Origin of the sequence: Desulfitobacterium sp. LBE, assembly GCF_007830365.1 — a bacterium.
Classification (GTDB): Bacteria; Bacillota; Desulfitobacteriia; order Desulfitobacteriales; family Desulfitobacteriaceae; genus Desulfitobacterium; species Desulfitobacterium hafniense.
The window spans coordinates 3993376-4018278 of sequence record NZ_VLKD01000001.1 but is presented as its reverse complement, the minus strand read 5'-3'; the positions used below and the strand labels follow the sequence as shown (position 1 = coordinate 4018278).

21 protein-coding genes, 1 other RNA gene and 1 riboswitch are annotated in these 24903 nt (G+C 43.3%); of the genes, 7 read left to right on the top strand and 15 right to left on the bottom strand.

Annotated features, from left to right (window positions below):
• Window positions 1-205 precede the first annotated feature (205 nt).
• Window positions 206-1063, bottom strand: a complete 858-nt coding sequence (locus DESLBE_RS27140) for a sigma 54-interacting transcriptional regulator (RefSeq protein ID WP_243131351.1) — start codon at window positions 1061-1063, stop codon at window positions 206-208.
• Between the two features lie 17 nt (window positions 1064-1080).
• On the bottom strand, window positions 1081-1929 hold the full coding sequence (locus DESLBE_RS27135) for a PAS domain S-box protein (RefSeq protein WP_243131350.1): 849 nt from the start codon (window positions 1927-1929) through the stop codon (window positions 1081-1083).
• Between the two features lie 415 nt (window positions 1930-2344).
• On the opposite strand from DESLBE_RS27135, the gene DESLBE_RS18995 reads away from it, so the two are divergent.
• From DESLBE_RS18995 to DESLBE_RS18985, 3 genes are read left to right on the top strand one after another with little or no spacing between them, the layout of a single operon-like run.
• On the top strand, window positions 2345-3151 hold the full coding sequence (locus DESLBE_RS18995; protein ID WP_144677908.1) for a methyltetrahydrofolate cobalamin methyltransferase: 807 nt from the start codon (window positions 2345-2347) through the stop codon (window positions 3149-3151).
• 33 nt (window positions 3152-3184) lie between these two features.
• Window positions 3185-3826, top strand: a complete 642-nt coding sequence (locus DESLBE_RS18990) for a corrinoid protein (protein ID WP_005815959.1) — start codon at window positions 3185-3187, stop codon at window positions 3824-3826.
• Between the two features lie 32 nt (window positions 3827-3858).
• Window positions 3859-5007 carry a uroporphyrinogen decarboxylase family protein gene (locus tag DESLBE_RS18985; protein WP_011462098.1) on the top strand — a complete coding sequence of 383 codons (1149 nt, stop codon included), beginning with the start codon at window positions 3859-3861 and terminating at the stop codon, window positions 5005-5007.
• Window positions 5008-5034: 27 nt separating this feature from the next.
• On the opposite strand, the gene DESLBE_RS18980 is transcribed toward DESLBE_RS18985, so the two are convergent.
• The 5 genes from DESLBE_RS18980 to DESLBE_RS18960 all read right to left on the bottom strand — a co-directional run bounded on the left by DESLBE_RS18980 (window position 5035) and on the right by DESLBE_RS18960 (window position 9698).
• Window positions 5035-6066 carry a DctP family TRAP transporter solute-binding subunit gene (locus DESLBE_RS18980; RefSeq protein ID WP_011462099.1) on the bottom strand — a complete coding sequence of 344 codons (1032 nt, stop codon included), beginning with the start codon at window positions 6064-6066 and terminating at the stop codon, window positions 5035-5037.
• Window positions 6067-6202: 136 nt separating this feature from the next.
• Entirely contained in the window at window positions 6203-6898 is a 696-nt protein-coding gene (locus DESLBE_RS18975; protein WP_011462100.1) for a response regulator, read from the bottom strand.
• 45 nt (window positions 6899-6943) lie between these two features.
• Window positions 6944-8533, bottom strand: a complete 1590-nt coding sequence (locus DESLBE_RS18970; RefSeq protein ID WP_011462101.1) for a sensor histidine kinase — start codon at window positions 8531-8533, stop codon at window positions 6944-6946.
• A gap of 250 nt (window positions 8534-8783) precedes the next feature.
• Window positions 8784-9137, bottom strand: a complete 354-nt coding sequence (locus DESLBE_RS18965) for an antibiotic biosynthesis monooxygenase (protein ID WP_144677907.1) — start codon at window positions 9135-9137, stop codon at window positions 8784-8786.
• A gap of 21 nt (window positions 9138-9158) precedes the next feature.
• Complete coding sequence (locus DESLBE_RS18960) at window positions 9159-9698, bottom strand: methylated-DNA--[protein]-cysteine S-methyltransferase (protein ID WP_011462102.1); 540 nt, start codon at window positions 9696-9698, stop codon at window positions 9159-9161.
• Window positions 9699-9925: 227 nt separating this feature from the next.
• Between DESLBE_RS18960 and DESLBE_RS18955 the strand changes: the two genes are divergently transcribed.
• Both DESLBE_RS18955 and DESLBE_RS18950 read left to right on the top strand, forming a co-directional pair.
• Entirely contained in the window at window positions 9926-11116 is a 1191-nt protein-coding gene (locus DESLBE_RS18955; protein ID WP_026198733.1) for an MFS transporter, read from the top strand.
• A gap of 297 nt (window positions 11117-11413) precedes the next feature.
• Window positions 11414-11498, top strand: a riboswitch (cyclic di-GMP riboswitch).
• A 155-nt stretch (window positions 11499-11653) separates the two neighbouring features.
• Window positions 11654-13615, top strand: coding sequence for a methyl-accepting chemotaxis protein (locus DESLBE_RS18950; protein WP_144677906.1), 1962 nt, complete (start codon window positions 11654-11656; stop codon window positions 13613-13615).
• 178 nt (window positions 13616-13793) lie between these two features.
• Here the strand turns inward: DESLBE_RS18950 and DESLBE_RS18945 are convergent, their stop codons facing one another.
• The 6 genes from DESLBE_RS18945 to DESLBE_RS18920 form a co-directional block, all read right to left on the bottom strand.
• Window positions 13794-14801: a nucleotidyl transferase AbiEii/AbiGii toxin family protein gene (locus DESLBE_RS18945; protein WP_144677905.1), complete on the bottom strand. Its 1008-nt coding sequence runs from the start codon at window positions 14799-14801 to the stop codon at window positions 13794-13796.
• Window positions 14782-15450 carry a DUF6088 family protein gene (locus DESLBE_RS18940; protein WP_172625455.1) on the bottom strand — a complete coding sequence of 223 codons (669 nt, stop codon included), beginning with the start codon at window positions 15448-15450 and terminating at the stop codon, window positions 14782-14784. Before DESLBE_RS18940 ends, DESLBE_RS18945 begins: the two co-directional genes overlap by 20 nt.
• 280 nt (window positions 15451-15730) lie before the next feature.
• Entirely contained in the window at window positions 15731-17548 is a 1818-nt protein-coding gene (locus DESLBE_RS18935) for an ATP-binding protein (RefSeq protein WP_144677903.1), read from the bottom strand.
• Entirely contained in the window at window positions 17536-19515 is a 1980-nt protein-coding gene (locus tag DESLBE_RS18930) for a DUF3732 domain-containing protein (RefSeq protein WP_144677902.1), read from the bottom strand. Before DESLBE_RS18930 ends, DESLBE_RS18935 begins: the two co-directional genes overlap by 13 nt.
• A gap of 1 nt (window position 19516) precedes the next feature.
• A complete protein-coding gene (locus tag DESLBE_RS18925) occupies window positions 19517-20011 on the bottom strand; it encodes a three component ABC system middle component (protein ID WP_144677901.1) in 495 nt (164 codons plus the stop codon).
• Window positions 20008-21216 (bottom strand): ABC-three component system protein, encoded by a 1209-nt coding sequence (locus DESLBE_RS18920; protein WP_144677900.1) that lies wholly within the window; start codon window positions 21214-21216, stop codon window positions 20008-20010. Before DESLBE_RS18920 ends, DESLBE_RS18925 begins: the two co-directional genes overlap by 4 nt.
• A gap of 617 nt (window positions 21217-21833) precedes the next feature.
• Between DESLBE_RS18920 and DESLBE_RS27130 the strand changes: the two genes are divergently transcribed.
• Window positions 21834-22067, top strand: a complete 234-nt coding sequence (locus DESLBE_RS27130) for a helix-turn-helix domain-containing protein (protein ID WP_243131349.1) — start codon at window positions 21834-21836, stop codon at window positions 22065-22067.
• Window positions 22055-22975, top strand: a complete 921-nt coding sequence (locus DESLBE_RS18915) for an IS3 family transposase (RefSeq protein WP_243131406.1) — start codon at window positions 22055-22057, stop codon at window positions 22973-22975. The genes DESLBE_RS27130 and DESLBE_RS18915 overlap by 13 nt, the downstream gene beginning before the upstream one ends.
• A gap of 194 nt (window positions 22976-23169) precedes the next feature.
• Here DESLBE_RS18915 and ssrA read toward each other — a convergent pair.
• Window positions 23170-23520: a transfer-messenger RNA gene (gene ssrA, locus DESLBE_RS18910) on the bottom strand.
• A gap of 59 nt (window positions 23521-23579) precedes the next feature.
• Complete coding sequence (locus DESLBE_RS18905; RefSeq protein ID WP_144677899.1) at window positions 23580-24803, bottom strand: GGDEF domain-containing protein; 1224 nt, start codon at window positions 24801-24803, stop codon at window positions 23580-23582.
• Window positions 24804-24903 lie beyond the last annotated feature (100 nt).

The following is a 24903-nucleotide window of genomic DNA, read 5'->3' as shown; positions in this document are numbered from 1 at the left end:
TTCGGGGTCTTGGTCAGCAGGCTGATTCTCCATTGAATCTCTTTTTTCCGTTCAACTGCTGCCTGTTTGGCTAAAAAAGAGCCCTCATCACCCTTTCATTTGTGATTCCAATTCTAATCACATGATTCAAAAAAAACTGCGCCACTGCATAACAAACAATACCCCCAAGCTCAGCTCGGAGGTATCTTTAGGTTTAGCCATAGGATCAGTTTTGTATTTCAATGCCATATTTTTTCATCTTTTTGACCATGCTTGATTGGCTGATCCCCAGCACTGCAGCAGCTTTCCTTGTACTGCCCATCAGACGGTAGGCCTCTTCCAGCAGGCGGTTTTCTTCTTTCTCCAGAAAGGCTTTGAGGGATGTTAATCCATTTGGGGCAGGGTGAACATCGATGGACTTGATCTCCGCCATGGCGTCCTTGGTAATACAGTCGTCCATGCTGGTCACCACCAGTCTCTCGATGGTATTTTCAAGCTCTCTGATATTTCCCGGCCAATCATAATTCAGTAAGCAGTCCATCACTTCCGGGTGAATCCATTTCTGATAACCGTAGGCCGTATTATATCTTGCCAACAACTCCAAGGCGATGGGGATCACATCCTCCTTGCGCTGGCGCAAAGGAGGTATGGTCATGGGAACAACATTCAGTCTGTAATACAGATCTTCCCTGAATGCTTTTTCCCGGATCATTGCTTCCAGGTCCCGGTTGGTTGCCGCGATAATTCGGATATCCAGTTTTATTGTTTTTTTCCCGCCGACCCGGAGGATTTCTTTTTCCTGAATGGCGCGCAGGACTTTGACCTGGTGCTCCAGAGGCAGCTCTCCCACCTCATCGAGGAATAAGGTTCCCCCGTCCGCAAGCTCGAACAGTCCTTTTTTCCCTTCTTTAAGGGCACCTGTGAAGGAACCGGCCTCGTAACCAAAAAACTCCGATTCCAGGAGGTTGGCCGGTATGGCTCCGCAGTTTATCTTAATAAACGGTTTCTCAGAGCGATGACTCGCCCTGTGAATCAGCTGGGCAATCAGTTCTTTTCCGACGCCGGATTCCCCCAAAATAAGCACGGTTGAATCCACCCGGGCTACATGATAAGCCGTATCCAGCTTTTTTGCATATCATTATTTTTGGTGATTATTTTCTTAAAAGCATTCTGGGACCGGAAATGCTCCAGCTCTTTCAAATAACGGTTTTTAGCGTCTTCAGCCTGTTCCAGCTTGCCTTTAAGTTCCGTAAGTTCAGAAATATCCCTGACAATGGTCACGACGCGGGTGACTTCTTTTTCCTCGTTGAATACCGGCGCACCGGTCATCAGCAGCTCTTTACCGCTGCGGATGTCCACGACATTGACCCGGGATTTCGTTCTGAAAACCATTTCGGTAACCGATTTATTCATATATCCTTGGTTGATGAGTTCCCGCACGTTTTTGCCTACAAACTCCTTTTCCTGGATACCGGTGATCTGCAGGTAAGCGCTATTGGCTCTTAAGATCATGCCATCAGCGCTTCCGACGACGATTCCGTCGGCTACGGATTCAATAATGGCATCCAGGTCATTGTTAATTTCCTTAACGTTATCCAATTCCAGGGACAAAGCTTCAAAATCGGATATATCCTGAAAAACCCCAATAGCTCCCACGATCTTGCCATCTTTGCAGATCGGGCCGCGGTTGGAAATGATCTCGCAGTTTCCTAAGTGCATCTTTTGATTATTTTCGGCTTTGCCTGTTTTTAATATTTCCAGGAGGCTGGTATTAGGAATGACCTCTTCCACTCTCCGCCCGATGGTCTCTTCCTTCGCAACTCCCATGATCTTGGCCGCCGCTTCATTGAACAGCTTGATGATCCCCTGCTGATCAATGGCCACGACACCGTTATAGATCGAATCAAAAATTTCGAAGCCAAATCCGGTCGTGAGATCATTGACATCCATAGTTATCCCTCCTGTTTGAAGACAGCCTCAAACCCTATGTTTCTGTGCGGGCGAATTATGGTTTTTATTTTCTCAATTGCTTTAATATTAAGATTATAGCCTAATGATTGTCTATATGTCTATAAGTACTGAACACTATGATCGCAAGCATTGTTTAACAAAAATTACGGCCGCAGATGATTAAATACGGAATCGTGTGACCACAGCTAGAATCAGTTCTGTGCTTTTTTTAAAAGTGTTTGCTGTTAGCACCTGCCGAATTTACCTCTTAAGATGTGATTACTTTTGTCATCATGTATCCGGAAAGTTGTTGAAAGCCCCGCTATTTTTTATTGGCACGCTAATTGCAAGTAAATTTAGACAACTTTGAGGAAGAAAAAGCAATTGCTGAGCTGATAGGGGGTATAGGAAATTTATGATCATTATTGGCGAAAAAATTAATGGGTCCATTCCGTCCATGGGTAAGGCCATTCAAGAAAAAAACGCGGCCTATATTGCCGACTATGCAGTGCGACAAACCGAGGCCGGTGCAAATTATCTGGATATATGCGCATCAGTTCCGGAGAAAAGCGAAGTCCAAACATTGAGATGGTTGATTGAGCTGGTGCAGGAGGTTACGGATGTCCCCATCTGTGTGGATAGTCCGAGTCCTTTTTCCATTGCTGCCGCCCTGCCGTTCTGCAAGCGCCCCGGCATTGTCAACTCCGTATCTATGGAAGGGGAAAAAATCGATGTGCTGTTTCCCCTCATTGCCGACACCCAGTGGCAATGCATCGCCCTGCTCTGTGACGATAGGGGCATTCCCCACTCTGTGGCAAAGCGCTTGGCAGTCTTCGAGCAGATCATGAAAAAGGCCCAGGAATTTAAGATCGATCCCTCCCGCCTCTATATCGATCCTTTAGTAGAGACTCTATCCACCCAGGAAGCAACACTGACTGTGTTTGCGGAATGTGCCCGGGAAATAAAGAAGCTCTATCCGATGATTCATGTCACAAGCGGTCTGAGCAATATTTCTTTCGGCTTGCCTGCACGGAAGCTGGTCAACCAGGCCTTTCTGGTCCTGGCCATGGGCGCGGGTATGGACAGCGCCATCGTCGACCCTACCAACAGAGATCTGTTAGGGCTGATTTATGCCGCCAATGCCCTGTTGGAAAAGGATGAATACTGCCTGGACTACATCTCAGCCTTCAAAGAAGGCCGCATTGGTCCCTTAAAACCTTAATGTTCAAAAATTATTAATGAGGAGGTTAAGTCAATGTCTAAAATTGTCGAAATTCAAAACGCTGTGGAAACAGGGAAGAAAAAGCTTATCCGGGGTCTTATCGAGGAAGCTTTAGCTGAAGGCCATCCGGCTATAGACATTTTAAACAAAGGGATGATTGCTGCGATGGGCATTGTCGGGGATAAATTCAAGTCCGGTGAAGTCTTTGTTCCCGAAATGCTGATCGCTGCCCGCACCATGAAAGAGGGGGTTGAGGTTTTGCGGCCTCTTCTGTCAAGGGGTCAGGCTTCAGCATCAGGTATCTTCATCATCGGTACGGTGGAAGGTGATTTGCATGATATCGGTAAAAACCTCGTGGCCATGATGATTGAAAGCGCCGGGTTTGAGGTCATTGATTTGGGTGTTGATGTCGCACCGGAAAAGTTCGTCGAGGCCATTATGGCGAATCCGGATTGCCGCCTGGTTGGCCTTTCAGCTCTCCTGACAACAACAATGCCCTCTTTGCACAGAACCATCGACGCGATCAGGGAAGCCGGCTTAAGAGATCAGGTCAAGATCATGGTCGGCGGTGCCCCTATCTCCCAGGAAATTGCTGATGAGGTTGGGGCCGACGCCTTTGCTGCCGATGCGGCTACTGCTGCATCCATCGCCAAAGAATTGGCAGCCGGGGCTTGAAGAAAAATGATTACTGGAGGAGGCGGAGAAAAATGAACAGTCGTGAAAGATTATTAACTGCTTTAAGTCATAAGGAACCGGATCGTATCCCTCTGGATCTCGGGGCTGGATGTTCATGCAAATTTACGAAGTATTTTTATGTTAAACTTTTGGATTATTTCGGTATTCAAGAGGAGCTGGTTATGAATCATATCCCCTACCAGCTGGTCACGGCATCGGACAAAGTTCTGGATCTTTTGAAATGCGATGTGCGTTCCGCCTCACTGCATCCTATCCCCCAGGCAGAGAATCCCTACGCCAAGAAATGGGAAGACACCGACAGCTACTACTACACCAATAACTGGGGTACCCGCTACCGAATGCCCAAACATCAGGGCTTGTATTATGATCTGATCGGGGGTATGCTGCAGGACTCCGAAGATGAGGAAGGGGATCAGAAGTTCATCTGGCCGGTCCCGGAGAAATTTCCGGCCGCCGACCGCCAACAGCTGGAAGACTATCGCAGGGCAGGCTTGGCCACCACTATTTCCGAACAGTTCGGCAACGGTTTCCTCCAGCAGGGGCCGCTGATGTGGGGCTTTGAAAATTGGTTTGCCATGCTGCTTACCGAGCCGGAACGCTGCACACTGTTTATGGATAAGCTGCTGGAGAAAAAAAAGGAGTATTATGATCATATCTTCGAGGTCTATGGCGGACTGGTTGACGTTTGCAGTGAGGCCGATGATTTCGGCACCCAGCGGGGGACCTTTGTATCCCCAAAACTGATCAGAGAGATGATCCTTCCTTATCACAAGAAGCTCAATGACTACCTCAAGGCCAAGGGTGCCGGTTATATGACCTTGCACAGCTGCGGCTCGGTGGAAGCATCCATTCCGGATATTATCGAAGCAGGCTTTGATTGTCTGAACCCGGTGCAGATATCCGCCGCCAATATGAGCCCGGAGCACCTCAAGAAAAGTTACGGCAAGGACATTACTTTCTGGGGCGGAGGCATCAACACCCAGTCAACCCTTCCTAACGGAACACCGGAACAAGTCAGGGAAGAAACCAAACGGAATATCGACGCCTTTGCCCGGGACGGCGGCTTTGTGTTCGCAACCGTTCATAATGTACAGGATGATGTGCCCATTGAGAACTTTATCGCCATGTGGGAGACCTTCCAGGATCATTGTAGGTATTGATTAATATTTAAATCCGAGTGAGCTGCCTCATTCCCCAGCCAATTCTAGGGACTCTTTGACGTCATTGAGAAAGTCTGTGCCGCATTTTTGGGCAAATTTTGTATAAACCAAAGCAAAGTCCTCTTGCCAGATGTTTCTCTCTTCATTGTTCAGGGTGTAGATCTTGATCTGATTGCGCTTTTGCAGTTCCCTTAATTGTTCCTCATTCAGCTTTTGGGCGATATCCCGTTCCCACTGCGTCACTTCCGCCATGGTCTCCTCCAGGAGTTCACGGGCCTGGGCCGGCAGTTGATTCCAGAAATCTTCATTGACCATGACCGCATATCCCATAAATCCGTGCTGGCTGAGGGTTAAATAACTCTGTACCTGGTCAAAGTTCTTGGTGTAAATATTGGAGATGGTGTTTTCCTGTCCTTGAGCCCGTCCTTCCTCCAAAGACTGATAGACATCATTGAAGGGCAGGTAGAGGGTAGCGGCGCCAAAGGAGTGAAATTGTTCTTCCAGGATGCCCTGGGACATGATCCGGAAGGTTAATCCTTTTAAATCACCGGGTTTAGTAATAGGGTGATCGTTATTGGTCAAGTGTTTGAAGCCGTTATCCCACATGGCCAGACCTTTCATGTTCTTCTGATGCAGTTGATCCAGCAGGGTTTTGCCCAAGGGTCCATCCATGATTTGATGGACGCTGTCCAGATCATCAAACAGGTAGGGAAGATCCCAGATTTGCCATTGGGGAAATAATTGGGCAACTTTTGAGGTGGTAGGAGCGATCATCTGCACATCTCCCCTGCTTAAGGCCTCAAATTCTTCACCATCTTTGAATAATTGAGAATTGGGAAAGGCCTGAACTTCGATGATGCCTTTGGACCGTTCCCTGACCAGGTTGGCAAAACGTATGGCGGCTAACCCTTTGGGAGTATTTTCTTCAACGACGTGAGAGAATTTGATGATAATTTTATCTTTTTTGTCCACCTGCTGACCGTCAATGACCCGGGTCCCGCATCCGGATAATAAGAGAAGGATCATGATTAGCATAAAGAGCCGGTTATTTCTACTCATGCCTTATACCTCAGTTGATTTATTGTATTTTCAAGTGTAAATTTATGATTTTTTACGACTCTCAACCTGTTGGTCTTTTCGATATATGGTCCTTTCGATATGGTCTTTTGGTCTGAAGAATTAAAAAAATTGCACCCTAAAGTACAATTCGATATTTGTTGATGGGCCTGCCCACTGTCCCATATTGAGTTTCCAATAAGACACAGTTTATTTTTTCAAGATATTCCAGATACCTGCGGGCTGTAACCCGCGCCAGCCCAACCCCTTCCGCCACTTCCTCTGCCGATAAGCCGACGGGGGTTTCTTTCAGGAAGTTATAAACTTGTTGCAGGGTGATTTCACGCAATCCTTTGGGCAGTTCTTCCCTGCTTCTGGCGACAAGGGTATCTTGATGAGGATGAATTTTGATCAAGCGATCCAAATCCTCCTGATTGATTTCCCAGCGGTTTTGCAGCTGCTCTGCGTAGGAGTAGTAATTGCTGAGCGCAGTATGGATTCGCTCATACTTGAAAGGTTTGATGATGTAATCCACTACGCCAAAGCGCAGCCCGGCCTGGACCGTTGCTACGTCCTGAGCCGCCGTAATCAGGATGATATCGGTAGGAATGCCCAGCTGGCGAATCTCTTTGAGAATCTGGATGCCGTTAAGGTCCGGCAGATAGATATCGAGAATCACTAAGCACGGCCGCACATCCTGAATGATTTCGATGGCTTTTTTGCCGGTTCTGGCTTTACCGCAAATCCGGAATCCGCCAATTCTCTTAATAAACCCTTCATTTACTTCCATGACCATCGGATCGTCTTCAACTAGGATCAAGTCAATCAGCTTCATTAATGATCGCCTCCTATTGAGCCTCCCCTAAAGACTTCGGCGCACTCAGGAGCGAATCCCGGACAAGGGAATCCGAACCCCGAAACGCGTACCCCATTTCCCCGTCTCCATCTCTATAGTTCCACCCAGCAGATCCACAGTCTGCTTAACCAGTGATAAGCCAATTCCCCTATTGCCATTCCCTTTGGTTGAAAATCCCCACTGATACATTTGGGCTTGATTGGCCAAGGAAATCCCCGGCCCGGTATCCTCCACACTCAAGATGAGTTGATGGTGTTCATGCTTAATCCGACAGTGGACCTCACTTATTTTACTGCCCACCACCGCTTCCATGGCATTCTCCAGCAGATTTCCCAGAATAATCGTCAGGGTATTGCTGTCAAAGCCCTCCGGCAGCTCACTTAAGCGGGAATCCGGATCAAATAGAACATCGACTTTCAGCTCTTTGCCCCGATTATATTTTCCTAATAGCAACCCGGCTACATTAGGGTACATGATCTTACTGCTTAGGAATTTTGTAACCTCCTGCTGCTCCTCAGTCACTCTATAGATATACTCCATGGCTTGATCGGCTTTGTCTAACTGGATCAACCCGGCGATGGTATGCAAGGTATTCAAGGATTCATGATTCTGCACTCTCAAGGCTTCAATAAAGGTTTTTACACCGGTCAACTCCTCCGCCATTTTCCGCACTTCTGTCTTCTCTTTGAGGGTGACGACCCGCCCAACCACCTGCTCCTTGACCCTGATCGGTAAAAAGTCCACGAGAACCCAGGTATTATTGAGGATAAGCTCTGTGCTCTCTGCAGGATCATGGGTCTCTAAAAAATCGCTTAAGGCAGTGAACGCGGGAAACTCTTGTAAAGGGCACCCCACCGCCTTTTCAGAAGTTCCGGCAATCCGGCAGGCTTTTTCATTGATGACTGTAATGCGGTTCTCCATATCAAGGGCGACGACTCCATCGTCCATAGCCTGGAAAATTGCCACTCTTTCTTCCAGCATCCGTGCAATCTGGCTGGGCTCAAGGGAGAACATATTCTTCTTGATGTTGCTGGCTAAATAAAAGGACCCCAGCCCTCCCAGGGCTAAGCCGATTAAAATCGAGGAATAGAGTTCAACCCTGATGGCACCGACAATCTCCCGGATGGTAGGGACAAGAATGCCGACGGCAACGACTCCTACCTGACGGGTTCCCTCATCAGCCAGGACAGGGACAAAAGCACGAATTGACGGCCCGACAACCCCCACGGCCTGGGAGAGATATTCCTTTCTTTGTAAAGAGAGTTCCTCATCGCCATCGTTAAAGACGGTGCCAATGCGATCTAAGTAAGGATGGGAATATCTTATTTTTTCCATATCAAAAATGACGATATATTCAACTCCTGTGGCCAGGCGAATCCGTTCGGCAAGGGGTTGAATCATTTTCGAGCCCTCAAACCCGCTGAGATTCTCCTGCACCTCACTTAACTGGGCAACCGTTCGGGCAATGGCCATGGCTCTATAGCCGATTTCCTGCTCCATCTTATCGGAAATTCGGTTGACGATGATCACGCCTGCCAGAAAAACGGATAAAAGAACCAGCAGAAAGGAGAGCATGGCGATTTTAGTGCCTAATTTTAAGTGGGGTATTTTCAACCGCTTACTCCCCCTCCGGCTGATGAATCCATGTGATTCCACCCTTTCGGTTCAAGTCAGCTTTTCCTCCTTTCCCAGTATTGCTTGAATTTTAGTTGGCGATATTCAGATTAGCATTAGTAAAGCCATGACATTATCATCATAATGCTGAATAGCGTTAGTGTCAATTAACTATCTGAATATTCCAAATATAACAAGGGCGTTTTATGCCCTTGCCTCACTTTCCATTCATCATATTTTTACTCAAGTTTCAATTTGGATGACCAAAGAAACTGTTGGAATCTTCCGGTGCTGCCGACCGCTCTATATTGCTGTAACTGCGCAGCTGGGACGCAACCGTAATGGTATAGCCTGCAAACATGGCATTATATCCTTGGCGTTGACTCATGCGGTGCTCTGTTTGATTACGCCATTTATTCACTGATTCTTCGTTTTCCCAAACAGATAAGCTGAGCAGCTTTCCTTCCTTGACAAGACTGGAAAAACGCTCTGCGCGTATAAATCCTTCACTTTTTACAAGTTCGTTTTTAAGATTGGCGGCTAAGGCAAGATAATCATCCCTATATTGCTTTTTTATTGTAACTTCAAATAAAATCAAGATCATTGCGGGCTTGCTCCTTACTATTTAGAGTGCGTTGCCTTTTTTAGGCACAAACATCCGGGACATATCCACCCCTTCGTGTTCAAGCAGCTGAATTTTCCTGCTGATTCCTCCGCCAAAACCTGTCAAGTTACCCTTGGCACCTACTACCCGATGGCAGGGGATGATAATAGATATGGGGTTATGACCTACGGCTCCGCCTATTGCTTGGCTGGACATACACTTTTTGTTCATTTTCTCAGCCATCTGTTTGGCAATGTCGCCATAGGTGATTACCTGGCCATAGGGTATTTGGCATAAAATATCCCATACCCCTTGACGAAATTCGCCGCCCATGGGGGCCAGAGGCAATTCGGATGTGGCAGGCCTCTCACCTGCAAAATATCTGTCCAGCCATGCTTTGGCAGCGTCAAAGATCGGTATATCGTCCTTTTCGATCATGCTTTCGGGTAGGGTACCGCCATGAAATCTCTGACCCTCCATCCATAAGCCGATAAGATTGTCGCCGTCACAGGCAAGGGTAATTGTGCATATGGGTGATAGATAGGTTGTTGAATAATACATTTTGACCCTCCTTCTTTATCTGTTTTATCACCTGTTCTAAAGGTTGATTGTAGCATAACTGGTCCGGGAAAATCTCGCAGTTTTGGGAGATTATATTTTTCTCTTTTAAACCATTCCCATATTACCAGCACATTGAAAGCATTATTTTCCCATGCTATAATGCTTTTGCGGTTTATTTGCTAAAGCGCTTGAAAAATGGGTCAGAGGATTTGAAAGGTTCGGCTTATATGGAAGAAAAACATAGTGATGGTGACCGGGACTTTAAGCTGTTTTTGCTGGCAGGATTGTTCGCCGGGATCGGTGCAGGTATTAATACATCCATATTTAACAACTATTTAAACGATATATTCATGCTTTCCGAGAGTGTCAGAGGTTTCCTCGAGGTGCCCCGGGAAGCGCCGGGTTTCTTTATCATGCTGGTTCTGGCGGTTTTAAGTTTTGCCGGGGATGTGCGGATTGCCATGCTCGGCATGGCCGCGGCAGGATTGGGGATGCTGGGGCTGGGCCTCTTGTCCCCCACCTTCGCGGTTATGATCATTTGGATGATGATGTACAGCCTCGGCACACATATGGTCATGCCTGTCACGCCCTCCATCGGCATGTCCCTGTCCAAGCTGGGGTCTTTCGGCGCCAGGCTTGGAACGATCAGTGCCTTTGGTCTGTTCGGCAGTATTATCGCCTACGTTTTTGTCTTCCTGAGCTTTCATTTCCTGAATATGACCTATCAGATCGCCTTTATTATCGGTGCTGTTTTCTATGTGTTCGCTGCTTTGGCGGTGGGGCTGATGAAGAAGGGCGAACCGAAAGCCAGGAAAGTCAAATTTGTTTTTCGCAAACGCTACACCCTCTATTATGTCCTGGCCGGTGTCAGCGGAGCGCGGGCGCAGATTTTTCTGACGTTTGCCCCATGGGTCCTGATCAAGGTGTTTAATGTGCAACCTCAGATGTTTGCTATCCTGGGTATGATTGTCGCCTTTGTGAGTATCGGCACACGTAAAATGATTGGCCGCCTGATCGACGTCCGGGGGGAGCGATTCGTTCTGACGGTGGAGGCCGCTTTGTTGTTCGCCATCTGTCTTGGCTATGCGTTCTCAGCCGACATTTTCCCTGTCGGCATCGCTGCGGTGATTATCGCCGCCTGCTATGTCATCGATAATTCCATGGCAGCGGTGGAAATGGCGCGGTCGACATATTTACGGAAGATTGCCGTCGATCTTGATGATGTGACTCCAACCCTATCGACGGGGGTCAGTCTCCAGCATATCGCCTCTATGGTTATTCCCATTTTCGGCGGGCTTTTGTGGGCGGCTTTTGGATATCAGGCCGTCTTTATGGGCGCAGCCGTTATCGCCTTCCTCAATTTCATACTTTCACGCCGAATTAAGATTGAGCTTGATCCTGCCGCTAAGGCGGAGTAGCACACAGCTATGTTCAGGAGCAGATAAGTAATAAGCCTTGAGTTACGTCAGACGATCGTATCTCAAGGCTTTTATTATTCATCAAAAGACCTTCTCGTTTCATACAAAAATCCTATATGCACCTGGCAGCGGAGCCTGTTCGACGCTCATGAGGATGATAAACCCTAAAAATGTTATTACTATTTGCGGATATAGATTTATTTATAAATTACCTTTCAAATTGTAGTAATTTGTAGTAGAATGATTGAGGTAATACCTCATACAACATACCAATATGGCTGGATATCTTTAATTATATTGCGACAAAGGCAAACTTAGTGAAAGCTAAGGACGCAAAGCTATGGGCCTTCCTGATCAAGCTGATGGCCGCCAAGCTACCGAAGTCTTCTTTTTGCTGTCGCTAAATGAATGCGGCTTTTTTTATTGTTTTTTTCAGCCAACTTTTATTCTTGGTGAGCAGGTTTAGTATAGTCAGAAACTCTATGGAAAAGTAAGCTATTCAAATAAAATAATAAGATATTATAGGGAGGAATTCGTTTGAAACTCAAGACACGATTATTTTTGATGTTCTTAGCTACTAGTTTAATTCCACTGTTAATCTTTTCTGCCGTATCCATACCCTCTTTTATCTCAGACTCCCAACAGAGTACCTATCAGCTAAGCGAGGATAAAATAGCAATTGCTGAAGCTGAAATAAACGGGATGCTAGATAAAAATTTCAATACCCTACATATGGTCGCTAATCAGCCGGCCATCCGCAATTTCGATTTACCTAATGCGAAAAATATTCTGCTGGATGCCGTTAAAGTCAATCCCGAACTTATTATTGCTCTTGACAATACTGAAGGACAACAAGTCGTTAAAAGTAATGATGATGCTTTAACCAACATCATTGAGCGGGATTTTTTTAACCAAGCCATGAACGGGACTGAAGAGTATGTATCCGATATTATCGTTGCGAAGGCTACCGGTGCATTGATCGTCGTTATCTCTACACCTGTTCGTGATATGAATAATAACATTGTCGGAGTTCTTCAAGCGAACATACAACTCGCCCAGCTCAGTGATTTTGTCACAGATCTTTCAGAGGACGGTTCAAACGTCTATGTGCTTTCCAGACAAGGGACGGTATTGGCCCATCCCCATATGGAATATGTTCAAAACCAGGAAGATTTCAGCTCTTTAGAATTTGTGGAAACAGGTTTTACTGGGCAGGACATGACCATGCAAGCGGCAAATATTCAAGGTGAAGAGGTTATTGTCAGCCATGCTTTGCACGAGCAGGCGGGCTGGTTAATCGTTGTGGAAACCCCCGTTTCGGTGGCGATGGCTTCCGCTAATAAACTCCTGTATATCTCAATCGGCTTGCTTTTTACTGTGAGCGTTATTGTCGGCTTATTCGGCTTTATCTTTGCCAAACGATTTACGAAGCCCCTCGTCGAGTTATCCTCTGTTGTCGAAACAATTGCGAGGGGAGATTTGACAGACTTTGAAGTTGAAATCAAGTCAAAAGATGAAATCGGCCGACTTTATCATAGTCTTAAAACAATGACTCACAACTTAAGGGGACTTGTCGTCAACATTCAAGAGGTTGCCTCGGCTTTAGTATCTCATTCTGTGCAATTATCGTCGACAACTGAGGAAACCACGGAGAGTTTAACCCAAGTCGTTACAACGATAAACGAAATGGCTCAGGGCAACAGCAATCAGGCTTTAATGATTCAAGGTTCAACAGATGCGATTGCTACGGTTAATCATATCGTCGGCGAAGCTACGCAAAAAACAGAGGTTGGTGCAGACAAGGCCAAAGAATCATTAGAGCTTGCTAAAGAAGGTCAAAAGGCTCTTGAACGTCAAAGTCAAAAAATAGAAGAAAACAACAAGTATTCGAATACTGTTGGTCAATCGATACTTCAACTGGCGACAATGGCCGATGAGATTCGCAACATGATCGGGGCTATTAACAGTATCGCTGAACAAACCAATCTACTGGCCTTAAATGCTTCGATCGAAGCGGCCCGCGCTGGTGATGCAGGGCGAGGATTTGCCGTCGTAGCCGAAGAAATCCGCAAACTTGCTGAGCAATCCAGTAATTCCACTAAGAGAATTGAAGATATTGTCAATAGCATTAATAGCAAGGTTAATGAAGCGGTTAATAATATGAATCAGGCTAAAGAAAGCGTTGTTGTTATGGAATCTTCGGCAGAAGATACTAAAGAAAGCTTTGCAAAGATCTTTGCTTCGATTACTGAGCTTGCGCAAAACTCCTATGAAGTTTCCGCAGCCTTAGGGGAAATCAATGATCAGACACAAGAAGTTGCTCATCAAGCCACAAATATTTCCGCAGTGGTTGAACAAGCCTCGGCTGGTATGCAGGAAATCTCAGCCTCTTCAGAAGAGCAATTAGCTTCAATCGAAACGATTGCTCAATCCTCCGGCCAATTAGAAAATGCGGCTCAAGAACTTCTCACCCAAGTCGCGAAATTTAAAATTAGATAAGCTTTGCATTTGCATCGTGGCCGCCATAGAAGACAGAGCCTAACAAAAAAGCCTTGAGTGCACAGACGTCTTGTGCCTCAAGGCTTTCGTTCTTATTATGTTCTAAAACTGGTGGGTTTGATTGAGAAGTTAGGTAAAAAAAGATGCCAATTATCTTCTTTTCTTTGCCGCTGTGATATCAACTCATTTTTAGCCCCATATTTCCATCGGCAGTTTGTGTCATTTCAAGGTTTTCATCCAACTTAAGCAATGTCTGATACAGTTCTTTCATGCGCATGGACATCTGTATTGGTGAAACAATGTCCTCTTTAAGAAACACATAAATATCTTGCATCTTTGAAAATGCAGTGGAGAGTTCTTCATCTGCACCAATTGCCTCGAACAGCCGGAATTCAGAAAACGATTTTTCCGCAAGGTCGCTTCCGATTCTTTCTCTTTCTTCTCTGCGCTTATAAGCAAGCATTTCAATCAATTTTTCCGGCGTGGCCAGCAAGGTCTGTATTCTGTCCTGCTCCATCATGGTGGTCAGATCGTAAAGATGTTTTGCCACATCAAACAGCATGCGACGCTGATAATAAAACTCAGCCGCCAATATTTTATCTGCGAAAATCCGTTCCAGCTTGATTGTTTTGATGGCGAACGGTCTCACCTCATACTTGGTTTCGATAGCCTCTCGCTGCTGCCGGGTTGCCTCCGAAAAGAGCAGGGGTGAAATTTCAAGGGATTCAAGCGGTTCGCTGATGGTGAAGGATGTCGCTTCTATTTTCACATACCCAAAGCGCTGGAGTGAGTCATCAGCGTCAAAAGTGACCAAGGGATCGTATTCATAGACACTGGTTATGGTGCCACGTTGATTACTTTCTTTTGATTTGTCTGCTGTCCGCAGCAGAGACGTATAGCTATTGGTCGCTGTCTCTAAACGCTTTTTGCCTTGGCTTTTCGAACAGTCATGTATTTCAACCGTCAGGTCAATATCTTCGGAAAAGCGTTTCATGCGACCGATAGCTTTATACAAGGCGGTACCGCCCTTGAAGTAAGCAGGAAGCGCACCCTGCTTTTGTGATAATTCCCATAAAAGCAGGGTGAGGTAATAATCCTTTTCCAGGATGTCGATTCGGATGTCGCTTCTCTTACTGACGTCAGCGAGCATATCTTTGAACGCTTCTTTATCTTGATGCAGTTTCATTTTCCACCTCCATAAGCAGGTCAATAAGCGGCAGCACAATCTTCTGCGGGTAATATTTGCGTGCCGTGAAAATCAGAGTAAGGTAATCTAATTGCTGTTTTTTAGCATGTTGCCGCAGTAATACTTCCGGTTTTTCCGCATCCGTATGTGCATCCGGCAGATACATAAGCACATCGATAAACTGAAGGTACTTCCAATTCTCATCCGTCACGGGCATGGGCGGCTTACGCAATTTGATGTGGCAGCCTTCCGGCAGCTTGGCGCCGTAACGGTTCGTAGTGATTTCAATATCACGGGGGATCAGGGTTGTCAAGCCCAGCTTATTGAGCAGGGAAGCACCCGATTCATACCCTATTTTTGCTCCGTTTTGAACCATCAGTGTTTTTAACAGCACCTGGTCAGCGGTGGGCGTGACCTTTCCGAAAAAGGTTTGCTTCACATGACAATAGATGCCTTTTTGCAGCCGTTCAATTTCGCCCTTGTCCGCCATCCGCTTCAGCTTAACATTGGTTATGGTCTTTGCCTGATTGTATGGAATCGCAAACTTCTTAGCCAGCTCTCCGGCGATATCCTCGGTTTGGATTGCCGCTTCATAAGGCACATTTCTGACTGTATGGGCAATGTGTTCCCCATATCCTGCCTGTTCCATATTCTCACTCCCTAAAATGATATTACGACAATAAATTATACCCTGTATTTTTGCCATTATAATATCATTCTATGCAATGAAAGTCAATCTGTCAATGCCCTCAAAAGTCTGATACCATGCGGATTTGCCCGCATGGTATCTTTTTACTGCCTAAAATTTTGGTGGAGATGAAAAGACGCGATGCTATGGAGAGGATAAGGAGCGGTGACTTAACGGCCGTTCGAATCCCACCAAGTCAATCTAATAATTCCTCCTTATTGCCAGAACTTATTTTTATTTATTATTGAATCATTGCTTCTAAGGCAGTAACCAGTGCATTTATTGAAGTGCATTTATGCGGATTCAATGCTACGCCCGCATCGATAGGCATTGCATTGGCTACTGCTAATTTCACTTTTGTTTCAATTCTTTCTCCCCATTGTTTGCCTTGAGACATAAAACAAGCGGCAACCCTCTTTGACCATTTTTCTTTACTATTAAAATTACCTACATCCAGTGTTACTCCAAATTCATCAAATACTGCTTGTTTATATGCGTCTTTATTAAAACAATCTTCCAACTCGGCATTTGGAGAACCATTACATTTTGTATAGGTAATATTTCTAATTGTTGCAAAATCTTGGGTTATCGCTTGCTCACCCGCATTTCTGCCTGCATCATCGTCATCTAAGAGAATATGATATTTACATTGAATATTTCTATGCAAGGAGAGTTTATACGAGAGATTACCAGCACCTCCAATATAATCAATAATAAAAGTACCATTATTTAGCGCTCTCTTAATTTTATCACTCATATGAGGCAATAGCTTTTCAAGGATAATTTTGTCTTCCTCTCCCTCAACCACTAAAACGCTTTCGGCGTTAATCAAATTATCTGAAATAATAGTACCCAATACTTCGCGAATTTCCTTTATTCGTTTTACTGGGATTGCTTTACCTCCGTCTACTATGATGTTCTCTTGTAGGTTTGTCCTATTGACAAACAAAGGACTATGCGTTGTTAGTATTACTTGATAATTCTCTGACAAATCTGATATTGTTTTATATAACTGCCTTGCTGCTTCAGGATGCAAATGCGATTCCGGTTCTTCAATCGCAACAACGGAAACTCTATCAGGTCTATTCGAAATATTAAGCATTGCAAGAGCCGTTAAACTTTTTATTCCATCTCCTTTTGATTGAATCGTTGTTGCAGTACCATCATCTATAACAACCTCAATATTACGACGTAAGGCTGCTCTTCGTTGAGCTTTTTGAATATGAATTTGTATAGCTCTGACTGAAGGAAGAAAGGTCTGTAAAGGTTCCACAATTCTACCCGATATGTCATCTAAAATTTGTTGTTGTAGCCTATCAATAGTAGAGGTTGCCGTTGCGTATTCTGGAGTTTCTTCTAAGGCAGATAACTCTCTATCAATAAGTCTTTCGACTACTTTAATAGCATCGCTGTCAGTTCTTACTGCAGGAATAAAGTTAAAATCAATTTTATTACAAACAAATTCGATTATCCGTTGCTTATTAGCTGCGTTAGCAAATGCGGGTGTGCCTCGTTTGGGGATATCAATTTTCGCATCAATTTTACCCATTGATACCCGAACTGGCAAGTAGCTGTTTAAACGAATGCCTGTTGTGTTTCTAATAATTTGGAGTTCATCGTCTGTCAAATCAAATGTAAAATCAACTGATGACATTCCATTTGGTTTCCGCTCTTGCAAAGAAATTGGGAAATCCATATCCCAATTATAACGTACTCTCAATGAACGAATAGATATATGCGCCATTCGAGGATTTTCCGAATAAAATCTCATTATATCCATTCCCAATGACAACGCTCGTAAAATGTTTGATTTTCCTTCATTGTTCTTTCCAACAAGCACTGTCATATTACTCATTTTAATCCTATGCGCTGTTGTAATACTGCGGAAATTAGTCACTGAAAAACTGATGAGCCTCATAAGCAACTCCTTATATTTCCTCCATCTTAATGAAAGAGACATCCATTCTTTGACAAAGGCTATAATTTTATTATTAAGCTCCAATATACCAAGGCTATCAACAAATAACACATTTTCTTCTCGATTAGTTAATTCACCCACTCTACTGGAACAAGCTTTTCATTATTACCACGCCATCTTTTAACTAGATGAATGTTTTTGATTTCACCCCATACATCCTCGTCAGCATGTTCCATCACTAAAATCTGCACTTTTGCCTTTGTATCCACAATATATTTCGAGAGCGTAGTAAATATCTTTTGTACTGCCTCTTTATCTTCATCTTTCAAGTTCACTTGATCATCTATGCTATTCTCCTCGTTTCTGCGAGCCAGTTTCTGTGGAAAATAGACCTGACTAGGCTGATCAAACACCAAAAAACTAGGCATTGATATCGTTCCGCGCTCTTGGAAGAATTTTTGAAACGCTAGGCTAAGAGCAATATGATAAGCTAACCAGTTAGAGGCACTCCCTATCTCCCATAGGTAGTCGCTACGTCCAGAAGCATTCTTGACACATATTGTTAGGTCTTTAATTATGAATTCTATAGGATCACCCGGGCGTTCAGCATCTAGCCCAGATACAATTTTGTTTGCTTCGCTTTCAATATATCGTAAAGCGGCCTTAATCCTCCTTTCGATTTCATTTTCATTTACTATCTTTCGGAGTTCAGATAAACGAGCATCTATTTCTTGGATTTTTTGCTCTAACTCGCTATCAGAGCCTATCCTATCGTAAGTTTGGATTGCTATTTCCATTCTACCAAGAAAACGCGCTACATTATTTAAAGTATATTTTCTATCCGCGTTGTCCTGATATTTTCCGCTCTCCTCATTTATCCGACGCCGTATTGCCGATATCTTCTCAGAGAGATACTGAATCTCCTCATCAACTATCTGCAATTCTCTCTCAAATGCTGCTGGAACAACCTTCATATCACCAGCGGTTTTTTCAATCTCCGCGATTGCATCGCAGAGATCATCTAAAACTGATATGGCATCACTATGTACATTACCGCAGATGGGACATGCGCTTTCGTCTGTTGTCGCCATTGTTCGAAGCCATGTTGATATATCCAATCTATTCAACTGTATTTGTAAAGAGTGATCATATTGACCAACAGAGTTCGACAGTTGCCTCATTTCCGAATATCGCTTCTGAGATGCAAACAACCTTGAAGATACTTCTTGCTCTTCCTTACGCAGCAGAGTAAGTTCTTCTGATACATCTTTCACATTATTAGAGGATATAATGGACTCTTCTTCACTTTTCTGGACAATCAGTCGCAACTGATGAATCTGTTGTTCAAAACTATCCTCGCCATTCCATGTATATTTAGTTAAGCCTAATTCACGTGCACGAGCAATCCAAGAATGCACTTCTTGCTTCCAATTCTCCGCTACATCTTTAATGTTATTTAAGTCCCGTGTTAATTTATCTTTTTCCTTACGCAAACGCTCTATCTCTTGTCTGGCAGCTAGAACATGGGGAGTAACAGCCCCTAATGCATATGGAAAGATATTGATAAGCTTTTGCCGATGCTCACTCGTATCCGCTTTATAGAAAAGAACATCCGCATTAGCAACTATATTTTGCGGCTGAAAAATAAACGCCATAAAATCACGGTAAGATGGGCGTGCTGAAAAATTACTGGTTGCAGGATCGAGATCAAGAAAGGACATTGAAAAAAGTTCATTTAGTATATTTTTAACTTGTGGTGTGGTCACGTTTGCTTCGATATTATCCGGAATTTCGACTGTCATACCTCTGGAAAAATACATTTCATTTGTAGAGTTATGTACTCCAGGTTCTTTTCGACATAACAAAATTTGTTCATTATCAAGCTCAAATAAGACGCCAAACCATTCACATGCGTTTCTTATTATATCAACAGGAATTGTGCATTTATCTGCACCTAGACAATAATCAATAATAGGTATAATTGCAGACTTTCCTGTTCGTGATGAACCTGTGATAATATTCACTTTGTCAGATTCAAACGGGATTTGTCTATAAGCGAATTCCTTTTTCTTAGGCCACAGAATAATTGAATTCAGCAAAAACTTCATATCAAAACCTCACTTTCAGGAGAGTGCTAATTTCATGTAATGTTAACTCTGAGCACCATATCCCAAGCTTTTCTGCGGCATCTAACAGGTATTTTGCGGATTGTATAATACTAGTCTTATTTGATTGTGTTAATGGAAGCACGAATGCGGTCTTTGTGTCAATAATGAACAGCTTGGCACTTATCCCAATACTTATTGATGACAAAGTAAGCTGCTTATATTGCTCTGCCGCATTATGAATATAATAAAGTTGATCATTTTTACGACCACTAAAAAGCTTTTCAGAAACCTTTACGAGCCCTGATTTTTTCTGTGTACTTTTTATTACTTCGCACAAATCCTGCCTAAAAATAATCGGCAAAACAAGGAATAGTAAAGGAAATGGCGCGTCCTTATTTTCTTTACTATAGTAACCACAAATGAAACGCCAGAGTATAGCAGCCCCAATCGAAGGGTTTTGAACAAGATATATTTCTCGATTCAATTTATTACTCATTTTGTGCCACCACTTGCCTTTAACAAATTCTTATACATAGGATGCCACCCAATCAAAGGCTCTTGAGATGGTTCATTCGCAAGCACGTGAAGTGATCCCGCGCCAAAGAATTCCGGCGTATCATTTCCTTGCACTTTGGCAGTGCGAACAGCATCTTGACATATAAGATACAGTCTTTGTCCGCTTTGTATATCGGTAGGAGATGGTGTAAAAGACATGAGACGTGATTGAGTACTCCATATTCTAATCAAACCATCATGATAATCGTCAAAACTTTGTGGAGCGACAATACCGCGTTCTGCCCACGCTGTTTTTTCAGCGCTTGTCCGTAGAAAATCATTAGCTGCTTTGAGTTTATCCGAAACATCCAGTTCAATTAATCCTAATTGCTTTATATAAATGTCTTGTCTATCCAGTTCCTTTTGCGTTTCATGTTCGCCGGGTCGTGTCGCTACAGAAGCGAGAATTCCATTTTGATTGTATCTCCTGATTTGTGATTGCAGTGTATCTCTAAAATCCTGGCATTTAATATAAGCAGGCAAACCATGCTTTGTCTGTGCATTAACTCGTTCATATACCCACCCTAACATGTAGGTAAAAAGTTCTTCAGAATATTCAGGCGGAATCGGCTGACTACAAAACTTTTTATAAAAACTGTTATCATAATTAGATGGGTGAGTCTCTATCTCCATGGCCTTGATTATTTGCGTTACAATGGCTGAATTTCCAGCATTAAAGAGACTATCTAAATATGAACTATACCCACTAGGAACCTGTGCTCTCAACTCATTTTCGGTTCCCCAGAGAGCATCTTGGGCAGCTTTAAGAGCGGCTTTTGCATCTTCATCGGTATGTGCCGAATGAAAAGCTTCAGGAATTACACCAGTAGTAACGTTTCTATTAGAAATAACTACAAATCGAAATGTTGTCTTATCCAATGAGAAATCACCATTTTTTATGTATTGAAACCAATTATATAGTGATTTCCAAAATACTTCAGATCGATCGGCAATAGGATTATTGCCTGATTGGACGCTTTTAATTTGCTCGACAACAACACCATCTTCGGATTCAATCGCTACATCTTCTAATGCTTCAACGCTAACTATTCTCTCCAAGTCAAGAGATATTAGCTCACACATCATATGTCTTACTTGAAGTGTATATCCATGTAACTTATCTGGCACATGCGTGTTGCCTGCCATCTTTATCCCCCTCTCAGGCGCTGGGTGTTTTACATACAAAATTCCCGATTGTCCGTGCACAATTTATAACGTTTATTCTCCCATGACTAGATTGGTCTCGGCACCCTTCTATTGTGGCAACCGCGTTGTGAATCTAAATCTCAAGAATTTTGCCAAACATCGCACCATGTCCTTTATAGTATCGCCTTCCCAAATTCGAATGACCGTTCATCCCACCTTGGCCAATTGTCGGTTGATTTTCTCACCTCGTTGGATGCCAGCCATTATATCTGATTTAATGTTATCGTAGGAGTCCTTATCCCACCGTAAAAGCCGTTGTTGATTCAAACCTGCCTGGTGGAAATCAACCAGTTCACCTCTTGTGTACATACATCACTTATCATCGGTAATTTTCATAATGTCCGTAATATCACAATCGAGCACCTGTCTTTAAATGCACGAGTATACGATCAATTGTTGCCCAATTATACCAAATATCACCTGAATCTTCAATATTCTAGTGAAAGCAGCATTATAAACATTAATATGGCTTGTGCATCACGAACTTGCCGATAAGCTACTAAAGTAAAGTCTATTTTAATCAAAAATAAATCCAAAAAATCTAGGAGGAATTAAAATTGAAATTTGTTACAGAAGAAAAACATCAATTGGTTGCAAGATATCACAACGGCGAATCAGCGACGAATATTTGCATTGAGACCGGTGTCGCCAGAAGTACATTCTACACTTGGTTAAAACCTTATAAAGCTACCCATACCGACACAGGCTATAGGGTTAGTGCTGCTGAGTTTATAAAAATGAAACAGCACCTGGAAAAACTCGAGCAAAAAATAGAAGTATTGCAGAAGTAAACTGCACAGTATCCTCTCCGCTCAAGGAAAAGCTGCGCGAGCTTTCCTTACTTTATGGACAATATAGCGTTCATGTGCTTTGTGAAGCTCTAGATGTTCCAAGGAGCACATTTTACAATCACATTTTTCGCAACAAGAAGGACAACAATAGTTATCAAATCCGCAGAACTCAGCTGAGTGAACGAATCAAGCAAATATATGAAGAGAGTAATCAGATTTTTGGTGCCAAAAAAATCAAAGCTATTTTAGCCAATCAAGGTGAGGTTGTCAGCGATAAAATGGTTGCCGAGTTAATGCAGGAGATGAACCTATATAGCATTCGAACGGAGGCTAAAAAGAACTATACCCGCTTTAATTATGAAAAGAAAAAGGATTCTTTGAAAATGGTCTTTTCGGTAAAGGCTCCCAATCAGGTATGGGTCAGTGATGTAACCTGCTTTAAACTTGAAAACAAATTATATTATATCTGTTCAATCATCGATCTATATTCCAGAAAGGTCATAGCTTATAAGATTTCACAAAAGCATAGCACGCAATTGATTACCTCTACCTTTAAGTTGGCCTATTCAGAGCGAAAACCGGCGGATGGATTAATTTTTCATAGTGACAGAGGAGTGCAATATACGTCCCATGCTTTTCAAAAGTTATTAAAGACCTTGCATATAAAACAATCATTTTCACCATCGGGTAGGCCTCATCATAATGCTGTCATGGAATCATTCTTTTCGTCTATGAAAAAGGAAGAACTTTATCGTACTAACTACCATTCACTAGGCGAATTCAAGCAGCGTATCCGTAAGTATATGGAATTTTATAATAATGAGCGTCCACATACTACATTGGGCTATAGAACACCCAATGCCTATGAACGCTCATTTTATGACAAGCAGGAGCAGAAAAAAAATTAGACAAACATGTTCGAATGTCGTCTTTTTCACTATTCGTGCGTGCAAATTTATGTTTTTGGATAATTAGTTTGCGGTAAGTCTTCAATACAGGGCTAAGCCCAACCCAGGTAAATAAGGGGTTTGAGGTATAAAAAAACGACTAATATTTAGACATTCCAAAAAGAATGTTTCAAAACATCAACCGTCGTTCATTTTGGTGGAGGCGAGGGGAATTGCACCCCTGTATCGAAGAGCTGCCACAAAAGCGTCTACGCGTGTATCCTTCTCTTTAAACTTCGCCTCATGGGCTCCAGAAGGCAGGATCCTTCCGAGGCTATCTCGATAATCTTAGCTAATGACTCCGAGAATTGTCATTAGAGCGGTCCTACTAATTTGACACCCTGACCCTTCATCGTAGGCTAAGAAGGCAGGATGCTAGCGGCAATTAAGCTGCTAGAGCGTAATTATCGTTGTTAACTATTAAGGTCCACCGTTTAACGAGACCAGGTGGAATCTCGACGCGCAACTCTTGCCACCGCTTCCCCGAGCGAGTCTAAAACGCCCCCTTGTGTTGTTTTACAATACATAGTATATCATTTTTTTGCATAAAAGATAGCGGTACATCTTAGTTTTCCAGCTTTTCTTTAGATATTTTTGATAATAATTCCAAAGAATCGTCTTTGCCAAAGGTAATATTCCGGCCTGAGTGTTTAGCCTTATAGAGATTTTCGTCGGCACGTTTCAGAAGGTCCTCTATAGTGGAGTCTTCAAGAGTCATTTCCGCAATGCCCAGACTAATACTTACATGTACCTTTATATCCTCAAATTGCAGGGCAACATCATTGGTAAGCTGACGCAATCGCTCCGCAACAGCATGACATTTTTGGATGGAGGTTTCCGGAAAGAGCAATACGAATTCATCCCCGCCCAGACGGCCGAAAAAATCAATATCCCGGATCTCTGCTTTGATTTTTTGGGTTAGTTCAACAAGTAATTTATCACCGATAGGGTGGCCGCAGGTATCGTTAACCTCTTTAAAATGGTCAATATCAAAGACAATAACTGAAAAAGGATGATTCAATCTTCGTGAACGTATCATCTCATTATTGCCAAGCTCGTTAAGTTTGAGACGATTGCTAATTCCGGTCAGTGGATCTGTTGTTGCCAGATCTTCTAACTCCTTTTGGGATTCAAACAGTTCCTGGGCCAATCTCTGACTATTGAGCATCAGGAAGGCCATCGCCACGATGACGTCCATGATATGCTCTGTAAAAGCAAGCATAATATTAATGAATACCGGTTGAAGAGCGTTGCGGGCAGAAGGATCCAAGAACCAGACAATATTGCGGAATACTAAAACAATACCACAAAAAACGTGGGATATGGAGATAATCCATGGTGTTAATTTGTGAGAGATCGTTCCTCCTTTAAGAATGCCAATGGCAATGCATCCTCCATAATAAATAAGCCAGATCGTAAGGAAGAACAGGCGCATTAAGGGATTATCATCCACATAGGTAAAATAAACCAAGATGATGAAAATACTAAGCAAAGACACTATATTTCTCTTCTTCGTCGCAACGGTTTGGCCGGTAAAGGCTCTGACCCCTTCATACCGAATCATTATAGCGAGTATGGCTGCAATATTACCCACGATAATGGATACAAAAACAGGTAAGATAGGTCTGGCTGCAGTGAGAACATACAATGTTGCGGCAACTACATTAGACATGGCCCAATAGCCGAATCCCGGATAGGTTTTTTGGGTTTTCCAGTAGATTAGCATCGATATGGCAATGACAAAATGAACAGATATCGTCATGATAAATAAGGTCTGCAAGTCAATCATCAGCATCATCCTTTGGTTAATGGATTAGCTAGCCTATTTGTAAAAAAAGTTCACCTTTAATATATTACATTATTGCTAAAAAAACATAAATAAAAAGCGG

Bases quoted from the DNA above. Each gene is read 5' to 3' on its own strand.
- DESLBE_RS27135 (WP_243131350.1), bottom strand. From the start codon at position 1,929: ATGGATGTCAATGATCTCACGACCGGATTTGGCTTCGAAATTTTTGAT.
- DESLBE_RS18995 (WP_144677908.1), top strand. From the start codon at position 2,345: ATGATCATTATTGGCGAAAAAATTAATGGGTCCATTCCGTCCATGGGT.
- DESLBE_RS18990 (WP_005815959.1), top strand. From the start codon at position 3,185: ATGTCTAAAATTGTCGAAATTCAAAACGCTGTGGAAACAGGGAAGAAA.
- DESLBE_RS18985 (WP_011462098.1), top strand. From the start codon at position 3,859: ATGAACAGTCGTGAAAGATTATTAACTGCTTTAAGTCATAAGGAACCG.
- DESLBE_RS18980 (WP_011462099.1), bottom strand. From the start codon at position 6,066: ATGAGTAGAAATAACCGGCTCTTTATGCTAATCATGATCCTTCTCTTA.
- DESLBE_RS18975 (WP_011462100.1), bottom strand. From the start codon at position 6,898: ATGAAGCTGATTGACTTGATCCTAGTTGAAGACGATCCGATGGTCATG.
- DESLBE_RS18965 (WP_144677907.1), bottom strand. From the start codon at position 9,137: ATGATCTTGATTTTATTTGAAGTTACAATAAAAAAGCAATATAGGGAT.
- DESLBE_RS18960 (WP_011462102.1), bottom strand. From the start codon at position 9,698: ATGTATTATTCAACAACCTATCTATCACCCATATGCACAATTACCCTT.
- DESLBE_RS18955 (WP_026198733.1), top strand. From the start codon at position 9,926: ATGGAAGAAAAACATAGTGATGGTGACCGGGACTTTAAGCTGTTTTTG.
- DESLBE_RS18945 (WP_144677905.1), bottom strand. From the start codon at position 14,801: ATGAAACTGCATCAAGATAAAGAAGCGTTCAAAGATATGCTCGCTGAC.
- DESLBE_RS18940 (WP_172625455.1), bottom strand. From the start codon at position 15,450: ATGGAACAGGCAGGATATGGGGAACACATTGCCCATACAGTCAGAAAT.
- DESLBE_RS18930 (WP_144677902.1), bottom strand. From the start codon at position 19,515: ATGAAGTTTTTGCTGAATTCAATTATTCTGTGGCCTAAGAAAAAGGAA.
- DESLBE_RS18925 (WP_144677901.1), bottom strand. From the start codon at position 20,011: ATGAGTAATAAATTGAATCGAGAAATATATCTTGTTCAAAACCCTTCG.
- DESLBE_RS18920 (WP_144677900.1), bottom strand. From the start codon at position 21,216: ATGGCAGGCAACACGCATGTGCCAGATAAGTTACATGGATATACACTT.
- DESLBE_RS18905 (WP_144677899.1), bottom strand. From the start codon at position 24,803: ATGATTGACTTGCAGACCTTATTTATCATGACGATATCTGTTCATTTT.